Here is a 17,568-nt window from a genome sequence, read left to right as displayed (position 1 = left end):
AGCCGCATTCACATCCGATACGCCATGCGCACGCCGCCCCAGTGGCGGCCATTGATGCGGAGCGGCGCATCGACTTCGCGCATCAAGACGGTGACGCCGCCGCCCATGTCGCGCCGATAGGACTGGACCAGGAAGGGGCGCACCGAGCGCGCCGCCATGATGCCGGCCCGGTCGTCGAAGATGCGCCGGTTGCGGCTATGGGCGATGTTCCAGACCAGATCGCCTGGGCGTTGCGGCTGCGCGAAGGCTGCGTTGTGGACCGGTATATAGCCGTTGCGGTCGATCGCCAGGGCAAAGACCAGGCGGGGGTCACTCGCCAGGGTCTTCGCCAGCAGCGGCGGCAGGGTCTCCTCGAGCGTCGGCAAGGCGAGGTTGGCGTATTGCGGCGGATCGGTCTCGGGCAGCAGCCGGTAGTTGATGTCGAAGAGTTCGTCCTCGCTCAGCCGGCGCGCCCGCAGCGCCTGCAGCATGGCCCCGGCGATGTCGTCGGCGAAACCCTGCGCCGCCACGATCAAGGGCCTGTATGAGTGCTCGATCTCGCCAAGCAGCGCCCGCAATGGCGCATTCGCCTCGACCGCGCCCGGCTCGAAGGCGATATGCAGGCCGAGTTCGCTCGTCGCCATCAGGCGGCAGGCCAGCGGCGGAAGCTCATCGATCCTGATCGTGCCCCTGACGCCCAGCCGCGGCGCCTGGGCGACGCTTGCAAGCAGCGCTCCACCGAAGCCGAGATCGATGGTCTGGCTGACAATGTGTTGCGCGCCGAGGCTGAGCTCGGCGCGGTGCTCGGCGGGAAAGCGGTCATGCTGGCGGCGGTCGGCGAAGGCGGCGTGCCGCAAGGTCGGGATGAAGCGCCGCAGCATGTTGTCGGCCTGGCGCACGCCATCGGACAGGGAGCTGCGTGCCCGGGCGCTGTCGTCGGCGGACGAGAGCGCGACGCGGTCGATCTCGTCGACACGGTGCAGCACGGTCTCGACGAAGCGCGCCGTCTCGCCGGCGCTGCGGGAGAGTTCGGCCGCAGCCGCAGCCTGTTCCTGCGCAGCCCCGCCGATGGAGGCGATCACCGGGTTGACGTCGCGCACCATGGTGAGCGCGTCGTTGACGATCGCGGCCGAGCCCTGCGCCGTCTGGGCGAGGTTGTCGACGCGACGGCGGATATGGTCGACCGCCTCGCGCACCTCGACCGAGAGCGTCTTGACCTCCTGCGCCACGACGCCGAAGCCGCGCCCGGCCTCCCCGGCGCGCGCAGCCTCGATCGTGGCGTTGAGCGCGAGCAGATTGGTCTGCCTGGCGATCTCGGCGATGGAATCGACGATGCTGCGGATCTCGACCGTGGCGACGGCGAGCCCGGTCATCATCTCCGTCGCCTCGCCGGCGCGCGTGGCGGCGGCGTCGAGCCTGTCGCGGGCGCTGATCATGGTCGCGCCGACATGCTCGGCCGCGTCCGAGACCTGCTGCGTCGCAGTCGCCAGCGAGGTCGAATTGATGCTGGCAGTCAAGGTCGCGGAACGTAGCGCCACGATGCTGTCATGGATCTCGCGCGAGCGCCCCTCGGCATGGGCGGAGAACTGCTCGGCCTCGCCAAGACCGCCGGTCAGGCGGCGCATCGCCGCCACGACATCCTGCTCCAGCGTGCTGACGGCCTCGTGCAGCGCACCGTCGTCGGCGGTGCCCTCAAGCGGGGCCTCGCTGGCAGGTACCGACAGCGCTTCGCCCATGGCGGGACCCTGCCCGGCCGCCACGTGGTTTCGACTGCCTAACCAGCGCCGAACCTTGCCGAGCATCAGCCAATCCTGAAGTCATGGAGAAAGCGATCTTTTATCAGCCGACATCATTAACAAAGCTTCACCGGCGCGGGCCGCAGAGCAGGCTAGACCTTCTGGGCATGGACCCTGGGGAAAGCGGACGGTAAAGCTCTGCGCCCGCCTCGCCTGCCGCCGCCAGAGCCCAGTCCTTGCCCGAGCCTTTGCCCGTGCCTTTTTGCCCGAGTCCTTGCCATGACGAGCCATAGCTACGATGTCATCGTCGCCGGTGTCGGGGCCATGGGCTCGGCCGCCTGCTGGCACCTCGCCAAGCGCGGCCTCAAGGTGCTCGGCCTCGAACGCTTCGACCTCGGCCATGCCATGGGCTCCTCGCACGGGCTCAATCGCATCATCCGCCTCGCCTATTTCGAAGGCTCGCATTACGTGCCGATCGTGCGGCGCGCCCATGAATTGTGGCGCACCACCGGAGACGAGGCGGGAATGAAGCTCCTGCACGTCACCGGCTCGATCGATCTCGCGCCGGAGGGTGCCGGGCCGGTCGAATCGTCGCTGCAATCCTGCCTCGACCACGGGCTCGTCCATGAGCGGCTCGATGGCCGGGAGATCGCCCGGCGTTTCCCCGCCTTCCAGCTGCCGGAGGGCCATGTCGGCCTGTGGCAGCCCGATGGCGGCTTCGTCGCCTCGGAAAAGGCGATCTATGCCCATGTCGGCCTGGCGCAAGCGCGCGGCGCCGAGATCCGCACCGGCGAGCCGATGCTCGACTGGGCCCCGACCGCGCAAGGCGGTGTCGTGGTACGCACCGAGCGCGGCACTTACTCGGCCGGGCGATTGGTGATCACCTCGGGCGGCTGGATCGCAGACGCCGTGCCGGCGCTCGCCAGCAAGGTCTCGACCGTGCGCCAGGCAATCGGCTGGTTCACCACGCGCCGGCCGGAGCTGTTTCGCGAGGGCGCCTTTCCGGTGTTCATCCTCAGCGTCGAGGAAGGCGCGTTCTACGGCTTCCCCCTCTACGAGCATCCGGGCTTCAAGCTCGGCGGCCCGCATTTCGGCCGGGAGCCGATGGATCCGCGCGACGACGACCGCACGCCGAGCCCGCGCCAGGTCGCGCTGATCCGCGAATGCCTGCGACGCTACATCCCCGACGCCGCCGGCGACCCGCTGACCCTCAAGGGCTGCGTCTACACCGTCTCGCCCGACGAGGATTTCATCATCGATGCGGTACCGGGCGTGCCGCAGGCCGTCTTCGCCTCCTGCTGCTCCGGCCACGGCTTCAAATTCGCCAGCGCGATCGGCGAGATCCTCGCCGATCTCTCCACCTCCGGCCAATCGGCCTTCGACCTCACGCCGTTCTCGCTCGACCGCCTCGCGGCCTGAGCGACAACCGCGCAACGGAAGCCAGCCTTGGCCAGTGCAGCCACAAACCGCCGCGGCATCATCGCCATGCTGACGGCGATGTCGCTCTTCGTCTGCAATGACGCGCTGATGAAACTGGCGCGCGAAGCCTATCCCGCCGGCCAGGCGATCGCATTGCGCACCGTCTTCGCGATGCTGGCGGGGCTCGCCTTGGTGTTCGCCTTCCGCGAGGGCGACAGGTTGATGCTGGCGCTGCGCCCCGTGGTGCTGCTGCGCGGCGTGATCGAGGCCTGCGGCGCTCTGTCCCTCGTCTGGGCGCTCGGCCGGTTGCCGCTCGCCAACATCACCGCCGTCGGCATGGCCTCGCCGCTGATCATCGTCGTGCTCGCCGTGCTGATGGGCATCGAAAAGGTCGGCTGGCGGCGGACGGCCGCCGTCACCGTCGGTTTCTGCGGCGTGCTGATCGTCGTCAGGCCGACGGCGGAAGGCTTCAACCCGGCTGCGATCGTCGCCTTGTTCAGCGCCCTGCTCGTCGGCTTCCGCGACCTCCTGACCCGCAGGATCGACAAGGACATTCCCTCGACCGTGGTCTCCTTCACCACGATGACGATCGTCGGGCTCATCGCCCTGGGCTACGGCATCACTGAGGATTGGGAGCCGGTCTGGCGGCGCGAGACGATTTATGTCGCGGTCGCGGCCGTGCTGATCTCGACCGCCAGCTTCTTCATCATCAGCGCCTTCCGCGACGCCGATGTCGGCGTCATCTCGGGCTTCCGCTATTCGGCGGTGATCTTCGCCGTCATCATCGGCTATCTCGGCTGGGGCGAGGTTCCAGACCCCCTCGCCTTCGCCGGCATCGCGCTCATCGTCGGCAGCGGGCTCTACACCATGCACCGGCAGCGGGTGCGCCCCGATTCCAACCTCAAGATCGCCAGAGCCGAATGAACGCCGCCGCCATACGTGCCAAGCCGACGCTGACCGTGCTGGTGGCGATCTCGACGCTGCAGCCGATCGCGCTCAACCTGCTCGCCCCTTCGACGCCGGCGCTCGCCCGGCATTTCACCGCGAGCTACGCCACCATCCAGCTCACGCTGACGCTGTTCCTCGTCGCGGTCGCGCTGATGCAGCTCGTCATCGGGCCGCTCTCGGACAGGTTCGGCCGCCGGCCTTGCGTCAATGCCGGCATCGCGCTGTTCCTGCTCGGCTCCGTGCTCGGCGCCCTTTCGCATTCGACGGACATGCTGCTGCTGGCGCGTGTGCTCGAAGGTGCGGGCTCAGGCTCGGTCTTCGCCTTGTCGCGCGCCATCATCCGCGACAGCGCCAGCCGCGACGAGGCGGCAAGCCAGATCGCCAGCGTCACCATGGTGATGGTGGTGGCGCCGATGCTCGCGCCCTATCTCGGCGGCCATATCGAAACCTGGTTCGGCTGGCGCATGATCTTCTGGTTCATGACGGCATTCGGGGCCGGCGTGCTGCTGCTGACGATAGCCCGCCTGCCGGAGACCGCGCCCAATCTCGGCCAGCGCAGCCCGCTGCTCGGCGTCTTCCGCGCCTTCCCGCTGCTGATCGGCGACCGCGGCTTCGTCGTCAATGTGGTCGCGCTGTCGATGACCTCGGCGTCCTTCTTCGGCTTCGTGGCTGCAGCCCCCTTCATCGTGGTCGAGACGATGGGGCATGGGCCAGACGCCTATGGCGCCTATTTCATCCTGAACGCCCTCGGCTACATGGCCGGCAATTTCGCGATGTCGCGCCTGGCCGTGAAGCTCGGCACGAAGCGCTTGATCCGGAACGGGCTGATCATCTCGTTTGCGGCCATGACCGTGGCGCTGGCGCTCTCGCTGAGCCCGGTCTGGACGCCGCTCGCCTTGTTCCTGCCGCTGGCCTTCAACGCAGCGGGCAACGGGCTGACGATTCCCGGCGCGACGGCCGAGGCGCTCTCGGCCAGGCCCGAACTGGCGGGCTCGGCGGCGGGGCTGATGGGCGCGATCCAGCTCGGCTCCAGCGCGCTGACAACCATTCTCATCAGCTGGCTCGTTACACTTTGGCCGCAGGCGCTCGTCGTGATGATGTGGCTGATGATGGCGGCGGGGTTATTCGCGTTGCGCTTCAACAGGATCGCGCAAGATTGATGCGAACGATCCTTTAGTGGGAAACCCCGCCAACTGCGCCGCACAATCTTGTACTGCCCTGGACCTTGATATAACAGCGCTGCATACCCGCCATAAGCGGGACACAGGCGGGACGCTGCGCGCTTCAGGAGGATGGACGTGGAAGGACTACTCAAGGTCAGCCGCGTGATCGACACGATCAACGGCCAGATCGGCAGGAAGATAGCCTGGCTGATCCTGCTCGCGGTCATCGTCGCGACGGTCAATGCGATCGTCCGCAAGCTCTTCAACGTCTCGTCCAATGCCTGGCTCGAACTGCAATGGATGCTGTTCGGCGCGGTCTTCCTGCTCTGCGCCTCCTGGACGCTGCAGGTGAAGGAGCATATCCGCATCGACATCGTGAACAGCCAGCTGCCCAAGAGCGTGCAGCGCTGGATCGACCTGATCGGCCACACGCTGTTCCTGATGCCGTTCTGCGTGCTGATGATCTACCACTCCTGGCCCTTCTTCACCCGTTCCTATGTGATCGGCGAGCAATCGCTCTCGGCCGGCGGCCTGCCGCAATGGCCGGCCAAGGGGCTCTTGTTCATCGGCTTCGTGATGCTCGCCTTCCAGGGCGTCTCCGAGATCATCAAGCAGATCGCGATCATGCGGGGAGATCTCGAAGACGACGAGACCTTGCGCGGCCACGCCGCCGCGGCCGAGGCCGAAGCCCAACGCCTGCTCGACCAGGCCAAGGCTCAAGGCCTCACTTCGTGAAGAACCTTGGCTTCGTGAAGAACCTCGGCTTCGGGAAGAAACTCGGCTTCGTGAACAACCCTGGCCGCGCAGACACCTCCAGAGACGTCCGGACCCCTTCCATGACCGCATCCCGCCTCGCGCGCGGCGCCGGCCTTCTGGTCGCGCTCACCGTCACCGCCTTCTTCAGCCTCCATACCGGTGACGCCCAGGCGGCCGGCTTCGGCGACTTCCTGCGCGTCAACATGGCGCCGGTGATGTTCGCGGCGCTCGTGCTGTTCCTGCTGCTCGGCTACCCCGTCGCCTTCGCGCTCGCCGCCAATGGCCTGTTCTTCGCCATCGTCGGCATCGAGCTCGGGCTGTTCCAGGAGAACTTCCTGCAGGCGCTGCCGGAACGCATCTACGGCACGATGAACAACGACGTGCTGCTGGCGATCCCGTTCTTCACCTTCATGGGGCTGGTGCTGGAGCGCTCCGGCATGGCGGAAGACCTGCTCGACACGATCGGCCAATTGTTTGGGCCGATCCGCGGCGGCCTCGCCTATGCGGTCATCTTCGTCGGCGCGCTTCTCGCTGCCACCACCGGCGTGGTCGCGGCCTCCGTCATCTCGATGGGCCTGATCTCGCTGCCGATCATGCTGCGCTACGGCTATGATCGTCGCCTCGCCTCGGGCGTCATCGCGGCCTCGGGCACGCTGGCGCAGATCATCCCGCCCTCGCTCGTGCTGATCGTGCTCGCCGACCAGCTCGGCCGCTCGGTCGGCGACATGTATGAGGGCGCCTTCATTCCCGGCCTCGTGCTCGCCGGGCTCTATGCCGGCTATGTCTTCCTGGTGACGATCGTCTATCCCGACCGCGCGCCCGGCCTGCCGCCGGAGGCGCAGACGCTGCGCGACTCCGACGGCCAGACGCGCCGGCGCTCGCTGCTGGTGGTGACGATCCTCTCCTTCGGCATCGCCATCGCCTATATGAAGTACTTCACCGCTGTCGGCGCCGGCGCCGACTTCGTGGTGCTGACCATGTCGATCGCGGTGGGCGTGTCCTTCGTGATCGCGCTCGCCAATAAATGGCTGGGCCTGGGCCTGCTCTCGCGCATGACCGAACAGGTCGTGTTCGTGATGGTGCCGCCGCTGGCGCTGATCTTCCTGGTGCTCGGCACGATCTTCATCGGCCTCGCGACCCCGACCGAAGGTGGCGCGATGGGCGCGGCCGGCGCGATCCTGCTCGCTTATGGCAAGCGGCGCATGTCCTTCGACCTGCTCAAGCAGGCGACCGAATCGACCGCCAAGCTCTCGGCCTTCGTGCTGTTCATCCTGGTCGGCGCGCGCGTGTTCTCGCTGACCTTCTACGGCGTCAACGGCCATGTCTGGGTCGAGCATCTGCTGGTCGGCCTGCCGGGCGGCGCGACGGGCTTCCTGATCGTCGTCAACGTGATGGTGTTCCTGCTCGCCTTCTTCCTCGACTTCTTCGAGCTCGCCTTCATCGTGGTGCCGCTGCTGGGCCCCGCGGCAGAGAAGCTCGGCATCGACCTGATCTGGTTCGGCGTCATCCTGGGCGTGAACATGCAGACCTCGTTCATGCACCCGCCCTTCGGCTTCGCGCTGTTCTTCCTGCGCTCGGTGGCGCCGAAGAACCCCTATCGCGACAAGGTGACCGCCAAGATGATGGATCCGGTCACCACCGCGCAGATCTACTGGGGGGCCGTGCCCTTCGTGGTGATCCAGTGCATCATGGTCGCGCTTGTGGTGATCTTCCCGAGCATGGTGATGCACTACAAGGCGTCGGCCGTGCAGCTCGACCAGAAGTCGATCGACAAGCAGTTCGACTCGATCCAGATCCCGGGCCTCGGCGGCTCCGGCGGCCTTCCGGGGCTCGACCTCAACGCCCCGCCGAAGCTCAACCTGAACTGAGGCGAACAGCGCTTTACAAAGGCGCGGCCCTCAAAACGTGGAAGGCCCCGGAGCGATCCGGGGCCTTTTTCTTGATCGTCATTGCGAGGAGCGCAGCGACGAAGCAATCCATGGGGACGTGGAGCCCGGTCCTCTGGATTGCTTCGCTTCGCTCGCAATGACGGGCGGAGCGAAGCATGCGTCCGATCCGCCAACGCGGCGTCAGTCGAGCGTGATCTTGTTGTCGGCGATGATCTGGGCCCAGCGCTTGCGGTCGGCGTCGAGATAAGCGGCGATCTCGGCTGCGCTCATCGCGCGCTGCATCATCCAGCCCTGCTTTTCCAGGCTCGTTTTCAACGTTGCATCGGCATAGAAGCCCGTCAGGCTGCGCTGGAGTCGCTGCGCGATCGCGTCGGGCGTCGCGCGCGGCACGGCGAGCGCGAACCAGACGATCGATTCCTGGCCGGGATAGCCGGCTTCGGTCACGGTCGGCATGTCGGGCAGCGCCGCGAGCCGCGTCGTCGCGGCCACCGCCAGACCGTTCAGCGCGCCGGCCTGGATCTGCGGCAGCGACGTGCTGGCCGTGTCGAACATCAGCTGGACCTGGCCGCCGAGCAGATCCTGCAGCGCCGGCGCGCTGCCGCGATAGGGCACATGGGTCATGCGCGTGCCCGACGCCACCATGAAGCGCTCGGCGGCGAGATGCAGGGGATTGCCGACGCCGACGGAGGCGAAGTTGAGCTTGCCGGGATTGGCCTTGGCATATGCGACGAGCTCGGTCAGCGATGTCGCCGGCACCGATTTATGCGTGACCACGACAAGCGGGATCTCGGCGAGCAGGCCGAGCGGGCGCAGGTCGCGGCCGGGGTCGAAGCCCAGCTTCTTGTAGAGCAGCGGGTTGAGCACGAGATTGGCACCGCTGCCGATCAGCAGCGTGTAGCCGTCGGGCTCGGCCCGCGCCACGGCCTCGGCGCCGAGATTGGTGTTGGCGCCGGGCTTGTTCTCGACCACGACGGGTTGGCCGAGATCGCGGCCCATGCTCTCGGCGAGGCTGCGCGCGAGCTGGTCGGTGGCGCCGCCGGCCGGATAGGGCACGACCAGGCGGATCGGACGTAGCGGATAGTCGGCGGCGTGCGCCTGCATCGCACTGAGCGCGATGAGGCCGGCACAGACCGTGCGGCGCGCGATGGCAGGCAATCCCATGGCATCCTCCTTTTCCAGCGATCGTTCAGATGCGCCGGCCACTTCCAGCCCAATACGGCTCGCGCAGCTTCTTCTTGGCGATCTTGCCGTTGTCGTCGCGCGGCAGCGCGGACACGATCTCGATCCGGCGCGGCACCTTGTAGCCGGCGATCTCGCCGCGCAGCGCCGCGGCCAGCGCCGCCGGGCCCAGTGCGTGGCCGGGCTGGGGCTGGACCAACGCTAGGAGCTGCTCGCCATATTCCTCGTCGGGAATGCCGAAGACGGCGCAATCCAGCACGCCCTCGCAGCGCACCAGCGCATGCTCGATCTCGGCGGGATAGATGTTGACCCCGCCGGAAATGACCATGTCGGAGGCCCGGTCGCAGACATAGAGATAGCCGTCGCGGTCGAGATAACCCATGTCGCCGAGCGTGATCAGCCCGTCGCGTTCGGCCTTGGCCCGTGCCTGCGGCTGGTTCTTATAGGTGAAGTCGGGATAGGCCGGCTGGCGGACATGGATGAGGCCGATCTCGCCTGCGGGCAGCGCTTCGCCCTGGTCGTCGAGGATCGCGATCCTGGCCTCGCCGAAGGGGCGCCCGCTGCTACCCGGCCGCTCCAGCGCCTCGCGCGCCGTTATGGCAGTGATCATGCCGGTCTCGCTCGAGGCATAGGTCTCGTTCACGATCGGTCCGAGCCAGTCGATCATGGCGCGCTTCAAAGCAGGCGCGCAGGGCGCGCCGGTCGAGGCGACGAAGCGCAGGCTCGACAGGTCGTAGCGGCTGCGCAGCTCCAGCGGCAGCTTCAGCAGCCGGACATACATCACCGGCACGAGATAGACCGTCTCGATCCGATGCCTCTCGATCAGCGCCAGCAACTCCTCCTCACGGAAGCGCGGCATCAGCACGAAGAGCTCGCCCGCCAGCAGCGTCATCTGCGCGAACAAGCTCGGCGCACTGTGATAGAGCGGCGCCGGCATCAAGGCCCGCACGCCGGGCACGATACCGAAGCTCGCCTCGACCACCGCCATGGTGCGGCGCTGGTAAGCGGCGACCTCGGCCAGCGGCACCGCATCGCGCACCACGCCCTTGGGCCGCCCGGTCGTGCCGGAGGTGTAGGCCATGTGACCGCGCGGCGAGACGAGAGGCCCGGCATAGGGCGGCTGCGCGGCAAGCCAGCTTTCGTAGTCACTGGCCGGGCCGAGCGACAGCACGGGCAATCCGACCGGAATTGCGTCAGTGGCGGCCGCCAGAAGGTCGGCGTGCCCGATCAGGGCCTTTGCGCCGCTGTCCTCCAGCAGGAAGCCGATCTCGGCTGCTGCGAAATGCCAGTTGACCGGGCAATAGACGAAGCCGCCGATACGGCAGGCCTGGATGATGTCGGCATAGGCGGGATCGTTGCGCAGCAGGACGGCGACGACGTCCCCCTCGCGCAGGCCGAGATCCGCCAGACCGCCGGCGAGACGCGCGCCACGCGCCGCCAGCTCATCGCCTGGAATGCGGCGGGATTCGAAGATCAGTTCGGCCGGCACAGATGTTTCCTCGCGGGGGGCATTCGGGCGCCCTTCTGCCGGCAATTGTAACCCGTGCCTGAACGTCTACAATCCCCGGCCTGTCGACATGACTGTTCTGGATTTCGCGACAATCAGATGGATCTCAATCTCCTCCTGCTCTTCGCCGAGATCGTCGAGACGCCCAATCTCAGCGAGGCGGCGCGCCGGCTCGGCCTCTCCCGCTCGCGCGTCAGCCAGCGCTTGAAGACCTTGGAGAGCCAGATCGGCGCGCAGCTGATGCGGCGCACGACCCGGCGCGTCGACCTGACCGATGCCGGCCGGACCGCCTATGAGCACGCGCTACGCCTGCGCGAGGATGCGGGAGCAGCGCTGGCCGCGATCGCCGGGCACAGGCACAGCCCGCGCGGGCATGTCAGGGTCAGCGTGCCGACCGGGCTCGGGCGGCTCACGCTGGCGCCCATGCTGCTCGACTTCCTGCAGGCACAGCCTGAGATCACGCTCAAGGTGACCTTCAGCAACCGCATCGACGATCTCGTCGCCGACAATATCGACGTCGCCGTCCGGGTTCTGGCGCAGCCGCCCGAGACGGTGGTGGCGCGTGAGCTCGGGCGCGTCGCCTGGCGCCTATGCGCGGCGCCCGAGATCGCGGCCGCATTCGGGACCGGCGGCCCCGACATGTTGCGGCGCCTGCCGGTCGTCACGCCGCCGCCGACCGGCCGCGACTATGCCATCCGGCTCTCGCGTCGCGGCGTGGTCGAGACAATCGTCGTCCAGCCGCGGCTGCAGGCGGAGGATTTCCTGTTCATGCGCGACACTGTGCTGGCCGGAGCCGGTATCGGACTGCTGCCGGACTATATGGCCGACGCGCCTATCGCCGAGGGCAAACTCCTGCGGCTGCTGCCGGACTACGACGTGCTCGGCCCCGGCGACCGCATCTTCCTGCTGACGACGCCGACCCCGCATCCGGCGCCGGCGGTGCATGCGCTCGTGGCGTTCCTGCGTGAAGCCGCCGCACGCCGGCCGCCGGAAAGCTGAACGGGCTCAGTCTTCGAGCCGCGCGATCAGGCTCGACGTGTCCCAGCGCCTTCCGCCCATCTTCTGGACTTCGGCGTAGAACTGGTCGACCAGCGCGGTGACGGGGAGCTGCGCGCCGTTGCGGCGAGCCTCCTCCAGCACGATGCCGAGATCCTTGCGCATCCAGTCGACGGCGAAGCCGAAATCGAACTTGCCGGCATTCATGGTCTTGCCGCGGTTCTCCATCTGCCAGGAGCCGGCCGCGCCCTTGGAGATCACCTCCAGCATGGCCTCGACATCGAGCCCGGCGCGCTTGGCGAAATGGACACCCTCCGACAGGCCCTGGACGAGACCGGCGATGCAGATCTGGTTGACCATCTTGGTGAGCTGGCCGGAGCCGGCCGGGCCCATCAGCTTGCACATGCGCGCGAAGCTCGCGATCACCGGCTCGGCGCGGGCATAGACCGCCGGCTCGCCGCCGCACATCACCGTCAGCACGCCGTTCTCGGCGCCGGCCTGGCCGCCCGAGACCGGTGCATCGATGAAGCCGAAGCCGGCCGCGGTCGCAGCCTCGTCGAGCTCGCGGGCGACGCCGGCGGAAGCCGTTGTATGGTCGACGAAGATCGCGCCCTTCTCCATGCCGGAGAAGGCGCCGCCCTCGCCCAATGTCACCGAACGCAGATCATCGTCATTGCCGACGCAGGAGAAGACGATCTCCTGGCCCTTGGCGGCATCGGCCGGGGTTGCGGCGCTGATGCCGGCATGCTGCGAGACCCAGGCCTGCGCCCTCGTTGGATTACGGTTGTAGACCGTGACCTCGTGGCCCTTGGCCTTGAGATGGCCGGCCATGGGATAGCCCATCACGCCGAGACCGAGGAAGGCGACTTTGGTCATGTTTCGCTCCACTGCTTTTCTTGAAATGCCGCAACGGACTTAGCCTGTGGCAGGCCGGCTGAAAAGCGGCTCGCCCGTACCCCGCTCATGCATGGAGCGTGGCAGCCGATGTTGTCGCCCGCCGCCGGACCGGATAGGGCATGCGGCCATGACGATATCCAATGATGACGATCTGAAGGAATTGCGGGAGATCAGCCGCATCGTCGCCAATACCCTGGCGGCGATGGGCAAGGCTCTCGAACCCGGCATGACGACGGCGGAGCTCGACCAGATCGGCCGCGCGGCGCTGGAAAACGCCGGTGCCCGCCCGGCTCCGGAGCTCGCCTACAGCTTTCCCGGCGCGACCTGCATCAGCGTGAACGAGGAGATCGCCCACGGCATTCCCGGCCCGCGCCGGATCGCAGCCGGTGATCTCGTCAATATCGACGTCTCCGCCGAGAGGAACGGCTTCTTCTCCGATACGGGCGCGTCCTTCGCGGTGCCCCCGGTCTCGCGCCGGACCGAGCGGCTGTGCCGCGACGGCCGCCGCGCGCTCTGGGCCGGGCTCGGGCAGGTCGGCGCCGGCAAGCCGCTCGCCGGCATCGGGCAGGCCGTCGGCCGCTTTGCCGAAAAGAACGGCTATACGCTGGTCCGCAACCTGGCGAGCCATGGCGTCGGCCGCTCGCTGCATGAGGAGCCGACCGAGATCGCGACCTGGCCGGAGCGCTCGGAGCGCCGCCTGATGCATAACGGCCTGGTGTTCACGGTCGAGCCGTTCCTGTCGCTGGGCGCGAACTGGGCGCAGAGCGGCGGCGACCCCTGGACGCTCTATGGCGAGCCGCGCGCGCCGACGGTCCAGTACGAGCATACGGTCGTCGCGACGACGAACGGGCCCTTGGTCCTGACATTGCCGGGTTGACGACCTCGCGGCGCCCTGTCAGCGCAGCGCCATATGCCGCGTCAGCCTGATTTCGACCCTGTCCCAGACGCGCCTGATCACCTCGACCAGCACGAGATAGATCAGCGCCGCATAGAGATAGATCGTCAGGTCGAAGGAGCGCGCGAAGGCGAGCTTGGTCGCGCCCATCAGATCGTAGAGCGTCACCAGCGAGGCGACCGCGCTCGACTTGATCATCACGATCAATTCGTTGCCGAGCGGGCGCAATCCCAGGATCATCGCCTGGGGCATGATGACATGGCGCAAGGTCGCCCAGCGATGCAGGCCCAGCGACAGCGCGCCCTCGAACTGGCCGCGCGGGATCGACTGGATGGCGCCGCGCAGGATCTCGGCCTGATAGGCGGCGGTGTTGATGGTGAAGGTGAAGAGCGCGCAATAGAACGGCTCCCGGAAGAACCACCACAGCCCGATATCCTGCCAGAACAGGCGGAACTGGCCGAGGCCGTAATAGATCAGGAAGAGCTGGCAGAGCAGCGGGGTACCCCGGAAGAAGGTGGTGTAGCCGTTGATCGACATCTGCGCCCAGCGCGGCCCGTAAAGCCTCGCAATGGCGAGCCCGACAGCCAGCATGAAGCCGATCACGACGGAGATGACGACCAGTTCGATGGTGACCCAGAGGCCGCCGGCCATGCGGCAGCCATAGGTCTGGAAGACCTCACTGCCGAGGAGCCAGCCGGGATATTCGCACCAGTTCATCGTGTCGCCCCCCCGAAGGCGGCGAGGCCGCGATTGCTGCGGGCCTCCAATTTCGCCACGCCCCAGGCCGAGGCCAGCGAAAAGGCGAGATAGATCAGCATCGCCGCGCCGAAGAACAGGAACGGCTCCTTGGTCGTGACATTGGCGCGCGTGGTGATGAACATGATGTCCGGCAAGGTGATGACCGAGACCAGCGAGGTCTCCTTCAGCAGCACCATCCAGTTGTTGCCGAGCCCGGGCAGCGCGACCCGGATGAGCTGCGGAAACACGATCAGGCGAAAGGCCTGGCTCCTGGATAGCCCGAGTGCGGCTGCGGCCTCGCGCTGGCCCTTCTGGATCGAGTTCAACGCGCCGACCCAGACTTCGCTGGAGAAGGCCGAGAGCACGACGCCGAGCGCGACCATGCCTGCAACGAAGGGCGGCATCGAGAAATTGCCGGGAAGGCCGAGCCGCTGCCAGACCTCCTGCAGCACCACCTGGATGCCGAAATAGATGATGTAGAGCGTCAGCAGTTCGGGCACGCCGCGGAAGACCGTGGCATAGACCGTCGCCAGCCAGCGCGGAATGGTTTTCTGCGAGCGCTTGCCGAGAGCGACGATCAGGCCGAGCGCCAGGCCGAAGGGCAGCGTCGCGAGCGCGATCGAGATGGTGATGCCGGCGCCCTGGAGCAGGGCAAGACCCCAGCCGCCGGGGCCGAAGCCGAGCAAAGCAAACTTATCGAACATGAAGCAGCCGGTGCTCGGGGCTGAAGGTGCGAGCCGGCGCGGAGAACCCGCGCCGGTCGATCAAGCTGGCCCGATCAGAGGATCGGTCGGCCTGAGGTTTTGTCAGAGGATCGGGATCTTGAAATACTTGTCGGCGATCTTCTTGTGCGAGCCGTCGGCAAGCGATTCGGCGATCGCCTTGTTGAACATCTCCTTCAGCGCGGTGTCTTCCTTGCGCACCGCACCGGCGACGCCGGCGCCATGAATCGCGGGATCACGCTCGATCACACCGATCTGCTTGCAGCAATCCTTGCCCTTGCCGTTGAGGAAATCCTCGAGCGAGAGCGAGTCGGCGATGATGTAGTCGAGCCGGCCGCTGAGCAGATCGAGGTTGGCCTCCTCCTGCGTCGGATAGGGGCGCGCGGTCGAGTCCTTGTAGATCTTCTCGACGAAGTTGGCGTGGACGGTCGAGCCCTGGACGCCGATCGCCTTGCCCTTGAGCGCGGCCGGCGAGACGTCGGTCGAGGTCGTGGTCTTCGGTCCGATGATCCAGATCGGGGTCTTGGTGTAGACCGAGGTGAAATCGACGCGCTTCTTGCGCTCGTCGGTGGCGTTCATGCCGGCGATGATGATGTCGTATTTGCTGGCGAGCAGCGCCGGGATGATGCCGTCCCAGTCCTGGACGACCCAGCTGCACTTCACCTTCATCTTCTCGCAGAGAAGATTGCCGTAATCGATCTCGAAGCCTTCCAGCTCCTTCTTGGCGTTGAGGTTGTTGAAGGGGGGATAGGCGCCTTCGGTGCCGATCCGGATCTCCTTCCACTCCTTGGCTTGCGCCAGAGCGCCGGTCGCGCCGACGACCGTCAACGCGGCCGCGGCAATGAAACGAACGAAACCTTTCATAGGACCTCCCACAGGTTCGGCCGGCCGGGCGTTTCGAGTTCCCTGGTCCGGCTTGTGCTCATAGATTGGGCGATCTTGCATCCTTGCCGCAAGTGGGCATGCGCGCCTTTTATGAGCCGGCGCGCCCAATTATTCCGCAGATCAATCCTCTGTTTTCATTGGGAAAATCAGCCACCCTGCGAAAAGCGGCCTGCTGCTTCAGCCGATGCGATGGGCGCGGGAGCGGCGCGCGGCCGCACTGAGACGGTCGTCGAGGAGCGCGATCAGCCAGACCAAAAGCCCGCCCAGCGCCAGCGCGACGCCGACCCAGCCCGTCGAAGTCCAGCCATAACCGGCCGCGATCGCCATGCCGCCGAGCCAGGGACCGAGCGCATTGGCGGTGTTGAAGGCGCTGTGGTTGAGCGCGGCCGCAAGCGTCTGCGCATCCTCGGCCACGTCCATCAACCGGGTCTGCAGCACGATGCCGAGCCCGCCGCCGCAGCCGATCAGAAAGACCACCAGCGAGATCGCCCAGATGTTGCCGGCGGCGAACGGAAAGAGCGCCAGCGAACCGGCGCTCCACAGCAGCATCGCGCCTGCAGCCGGCATGGTCGCCTTGTCCGCCGCCCAGCCGCCGACGAGCGTGCCCGCCGTCAGGCCGAGCCCGAAGATGGCGAGCACCATCGGCAGCAGCGCCGGCGAAACCTGCGTCACCTCCAGCAAGGTCGAGGCGACATAGGTGTAGACCGCGAACATGCCGCCGAAACCGATCGCGCCGATGCCGAGCGTCAGCCAGACCTGCCGGCGCTTCAGTGCGCCGAGCTCGCGCAAGGGGCTGGCGCCCGGCTGCAAGCGATCGCGCGGCACGAAGGCATAGACCAGGAGCGCGGTCGCGACCGCCAGCAGCGCCACGATGCCGAAGCCCCAGCGCCAGCCGAGAGCCTGACCCATCCAGTTGGCGATGGGCACGCCGAGGATGGTGGCGATGGTTAAGCCCAGCATCACGCGCGCCACCGCCTGGGCGCGCCGGTTGGGCGGGGAGAGCGAGGCGGCGACCAGCGCCGCCACGCCGAAATAGGCGCCATGCGGCAGGCCGCTGAGGAAGCGGAAGGCGAGCATCCAGCCAAAGCTCGGCGCCAGCGCGCTCAGCAGATTGGCGACGGCGAAGACGCTCATCAGGCCGATCAGAAGGGTGCGGCGCGTGATCCGCGCCGCCAGCACCGCGATGATCGGCGCACCGACGACGACGCCCAGCGCATAGGCGCTGATCACATGCCCGGCCATGGGCTCGTCGATGCCCAGCCCCCTGGAGAAGAAGGGCAGCAGGCTCATCGCGGCGAATTCGGTCGTGCCGATGGCGAATCCGCCCATGGCGAGCGCGAACAGGACGAGCGCCAGATGCGTCGACGGCTGGCGTACCGCCACGGTGATCTCGGCATGGCGCGTCTCGGTCGCGGCCGTCATGGATGTCGTCCCTTCCCAATACCGGCAGCGCAGCAATCGCGCTGCAGCGCAACATGAGTGTTACCCATGCTGCCTGCGCCGGATCAACAGGCAATGGCGGGACGAGCCATGCCTTTATCGCATGATGGGGATGTGCCCCCGCGCCCATTTTGAATGACACCGAAACCTCGACGGAGAACCCTCTCCTGTAAGGAGAGGACAGGGTGAGGTGTAGGCCGTTGGACCAGTAGCCTGACGACCTTGCCGTCATTGCGAGCGTAGCAAAGCAATCCAGGGGACATAGAGCGAGCCCTCCTGGATTGCTTCGCTACGCTCGCAATGACGAGGGAGCAGCGATCAGGTCACAGCCAACACGTAAAATGGCCGACCCGTCACCCTGCTCTTCTCCCCAAGGTAGAGGGGCATCGCATGAGAGGATTGCGAGGCTCCATGACGGT

General features: G+C 67.0%; 15 protein-coding genes. 7 read left to right on the top strand and 8 right to left on the bottom strand.

Annotated features, from left to right (window positions below):
- Positions 1–8: 8 nt before the first annotated feature.
- Positions 9–1,781, bottom strand: a complete 1,773-nt coding sequence (locus BHK69_RS13965; protein ID WP_083269385.1) for a methyl-accepting chemotaxis protein — start codon at positions 1,779–1,781, stop codon at positions 9–11.
- 213 nt (positions 1,782–1,994) lie between these two features.
- On the opposite strand from BHK69_RS13965, the gene solA reads away from it, so the two are divergent.
- The 5 genes from solA (at position 1,995) to BHK69_RS13940 (ending at position 7,869) form a co-directional block, all read left to right on the top strand.
- The gene (solA, locus tag BHK69_RS13960) at positions 1,995–3,134 is read left to right on the top strand and encodes an N-methyl-L-tryptophan oxidase (protein ID WP_069690627.1); all 1,140 of its coding nucleotides are present in this window, start codon (positions 1,995–1,997) and stop codon (positions 3,132–3,134) included.
- Positions 3,135–3,161: 27 nt separating this feature from the next.
- Positions 3,162–4,058 carry a DMT family transporter gene (locus BHK69_RS13955; RefSeq protein ID WP_069690626.1) on the top strand — a complete coding sequence of 299 codons (897 nt, stop codon included), beginning with the start codon at positions 3,162–3,164 and terminating at the stop codon, positions 4,056–4,058.
- Positions 4,055–5,242, top strand: coding sequence for a multidrug effflux MFS transporter (locus BHK69_RS13950; RefSeq protein ID WP_069690625.1), 1,188 nt, complete (start codon positions 4,055–4,057; stop codon positions 5,240–5,242). Before BHK69_RS13955 ends, BHK69_RS13950 begins: the two co-directional genes overlap by 4 nt.
- A gap of 138 nt (positions 5,243–5,380) precedes the next feature.
- Complete coding sequence (locus tag BHK69_RS13945) at positions 5,381–5,980, top strand: TRAP transporter small permease subunit (RefSeq protein WP_069693648.1); 600 nt, start codon at positions 5,381–5,383, stop codon at positions 5,978–5,980.
- Between the two features lie 224 nt (positions 5,981–6,204).
- Complete coding sequence (locus tag BHK69_RS13940; RefSeq protein WP_069693647.1) at positions 6,205–7,869, top strand: TRAP transporter large permease; 1,665 nt, start codon at positions 6,205–6,207, stop codon at positions 7,867–7,869.
- Between the two features lie 201 nt (positions 7,870–8,070).
- Here the strand turns inward: BHK69_RS13940 and BHK69_RS13935 are convergent, their stop codons facing one another.
- Together BHK69_RS13935 and BHK69_RS13930 are read right to left on the bottom strand one after the other, a co-directional pair.
- A complete protein-coding gene (locus BHK69_RS13935; protein WP_069690624.1) occupies positions 8,071–9,051 on the bottom strand; it encodes a Bug family tripartite tricarboxylate transporter substrate binding protein in 981 nt (326 codons plus the stop codon).
- 25 nt (positions 9,052–9,076) lie between these two features.
- Positions 9,077–10,558 carry an AMP-binding protein gene (locus BHK69_RS13930; RefSeq protein ID WP_069690623.1) on the bottom strand — a complete coding sequence of 494 codons (1,482 nt, stop codon included), beginning with the start codon at positions 10,556–10,558 and terminating at the stop codon, positions 9,077–9,079.
- Between the two features lie 117 nt (positions 10,559–10,675).
- On the opposite strand from BHK69_RS13930, the gene BHK69_RS13925 reads away from it, so the two are divergent.
- Positions 10,676–11,575 (top strand): LysR family transcriptional regulator, encoded by a 900-nt coding sequence (locus BHK69_RS13925; protein ID WP_069690622.1) that lies wholly within the window; start codon positions 10,676–10,678, stop codon positions 11,573–11,575.
- A 6-nt stretch (positions 11,576–11,581) separates the two neighbouring features.
- On the opposite strand, the gene BHK69_RS13920 is transcribed toward BHK69_RS13925, so the two are convergent.
- On the bottom strand, positions 11,582–12,448 hold the full coding sequence (locus tag BHK69_RS13920) for an NAD(P)-dependent oxidoreductase (RefSeq protein WP_069690621.1): 867 nt from the start codon (positions 12,446–12,448) through the stop codon (positions 11,582–11,584).
- A gap of 148 nt (positions 12,449–12,596) precedes the next feature.
- On the opposite strand from BHK69_RS13920, the gene map reads away from it, so the two are divergent.
- Positions 12,597–13,346, top strand: coding sequence for a type I methionyl aminopeptidase (gene map / locus BHK69_RS13915; RefSeq protein ID WP_069690620.1), 750 nt, complete (start codon positions 12,597–12,599; stop codon positions 13,344–13,346).
- Between the two features lie 18 nt (positions 13,347–13,364).
- On the opposite strand, the gene BHK69_RS13910 is transcribed toward map, so the two are convergent.
- From BHK69_RS13910 to BHK69_RS13895, 4 genes are all read right to left on the bottom strand, one after another.
- Positions 13,365–14,081: an ABC transporter permease gene (locus tag BHK69_RS13910; protein ID WP_069690619.1), complete on the bottom strand. Its 717-nt coding sequence runs from the start codon at positions 14,079–14,081 to the stop codon at positions 13,365–13,367.
- The gene (locus BHK69_RS13905) at positions 14,078–14,806 is read right to left on the bottom strand and encodes an ABC transporter permease (RefSeq protein WP_069690618.1); all 729 of its coding nucleotides are present in this window, start codon (positions 14,804–14,806) and stop codon (positions 14,078–14,080) included. Before BHK69_RS13905 ends, BHK69_RS13910 begins: the two co-directional genes overlap by 4 nt.
- 102 nt (positions 14,807–14,908) lie before the next feature.
- Positions 14,909–15,688: a transporter substrate-binding domain-containing protein gene (locus BHK69_RS13900; protein ID WP_069690617.1), complete on the bottom strand. Its 780-nt coding sequence runs from the start codon at positions 15,686–15,688 to the stop codon at positions 14,909–14,911.
- Between the two features lie 198 nt (positions 15,689–15,886).
- Positions 15,887–17,131: an MFS transporter gene (locus tag BHK69_RS13895; protein WP_069690616.1), complete on the bottom strand. Its 1,245-nt coding sequence runs from the start codon at positions 17,129–17,131 to the stop codon at positions 15,887–15,889.
- Between the last annotated feature and the right edge of the window lie 437 nt (positions 17,132–17,568).

It is taken from the genome of Bosea vaviloviae (assembly GCF_001741865.1).
In the GTDB taxonomy this organism is placed as follows: Bacteria; Pseudomonadota; Alphaproteobacteria; order Rhizobiales; family Beijerinckiaceae; genus Allobosea; species Allobosea vaviloviae.
Note: the sequence above shows the minus strand (reverse complement) of the source record. Positions and strands in the feature narration are given on the sequence as shown.

Bases quoted from the DNA above. Each gene is read 5' to 3' on its own strand.
- BHK69_RS13965 (WP_083269385.1), bottom strand. From the start codon at position 1,781: ATGCTCGGCAAGGTTCGGCGCTGGTTAGGCAGTCGAAACCACGTGGCG.
- solA (WP_069690627.1), top strand. From the start codon at position 1,995: ATGACGAGCCATAGCTACGATGTCATCGTCGCCGGTGTCGGGGCCATG.
- BHK69_RS13950 (WP_069690625.1), top strand. From the start codon at position 4,055: ATGAACGCCGCCGCCATACGTGCCAAGCCGACGCTGACCGTGCTGGTG.
- BHK69_RS13940 (WP_069693647.1), top strand. From the start codon at position 6,205: ATGGCGCCGGTGATGTTCGCGGCGCTCGTGCTGTTCCTGCTGCTCGGC.
- BHK69_RS13935 (WP_069690624.1), bottom strand. From the start codon at position 9,051: ATGGGATTGCCTGCCATCGCGCGCCGCACGGTCTGTGCCGGCCTCATC.
- BHK69_RS13925 (WP_069690622.1), top strand. From the start codon at position 10,676: ATGGATCTCAATCTCCTCCTGCTCTTCGCCGAGATCGTCGAGACGCCC.
- BHK69_RS13920 (WP_069690621.1), bottom strand. From the start codon at position 12,448: ATGACCAAAGTCGCCTTCCTCGGTCTCGGCGTGATGGGCTATCCCATG.
- map (WP_069690620.1), top strand. From the start codon at position 12,597: ATGACGATATCCAATGATGACGATCTGAAGGAATTGCGGGAGATCAGC.
- BHK69_RS13910 (WP_069690619.1), bottom strand. From the start codon at position 14,081: ATGAACTGGTGCGAATATCCCGGCTGGCTCCTCGGCAGTGAGGTCTTC.
- BHK69_RS13905 (WP_069690618.1), bottom strand. From the start codon at position 14,806: ATGTTCGATAAGTTTGCTTTGCTCGGCTTCGGCCCCGGCGGCTGGGGT.
- BHK69_RS13900 (WP_069690617.1), bottom strand. From the start codon at position 15,688: ATGAAAGGTTTCGTTCGTTTCATTGCCGCGGCCGCGTTGACGGTCGTC.
- BHK69_RS13895 (WP_069690616.1), bottom strand. From the start codon at position 17,131: ATGACGGCCGCGACCGAGACGCGCCATGCCGAGATCACCGTGGCGGTA.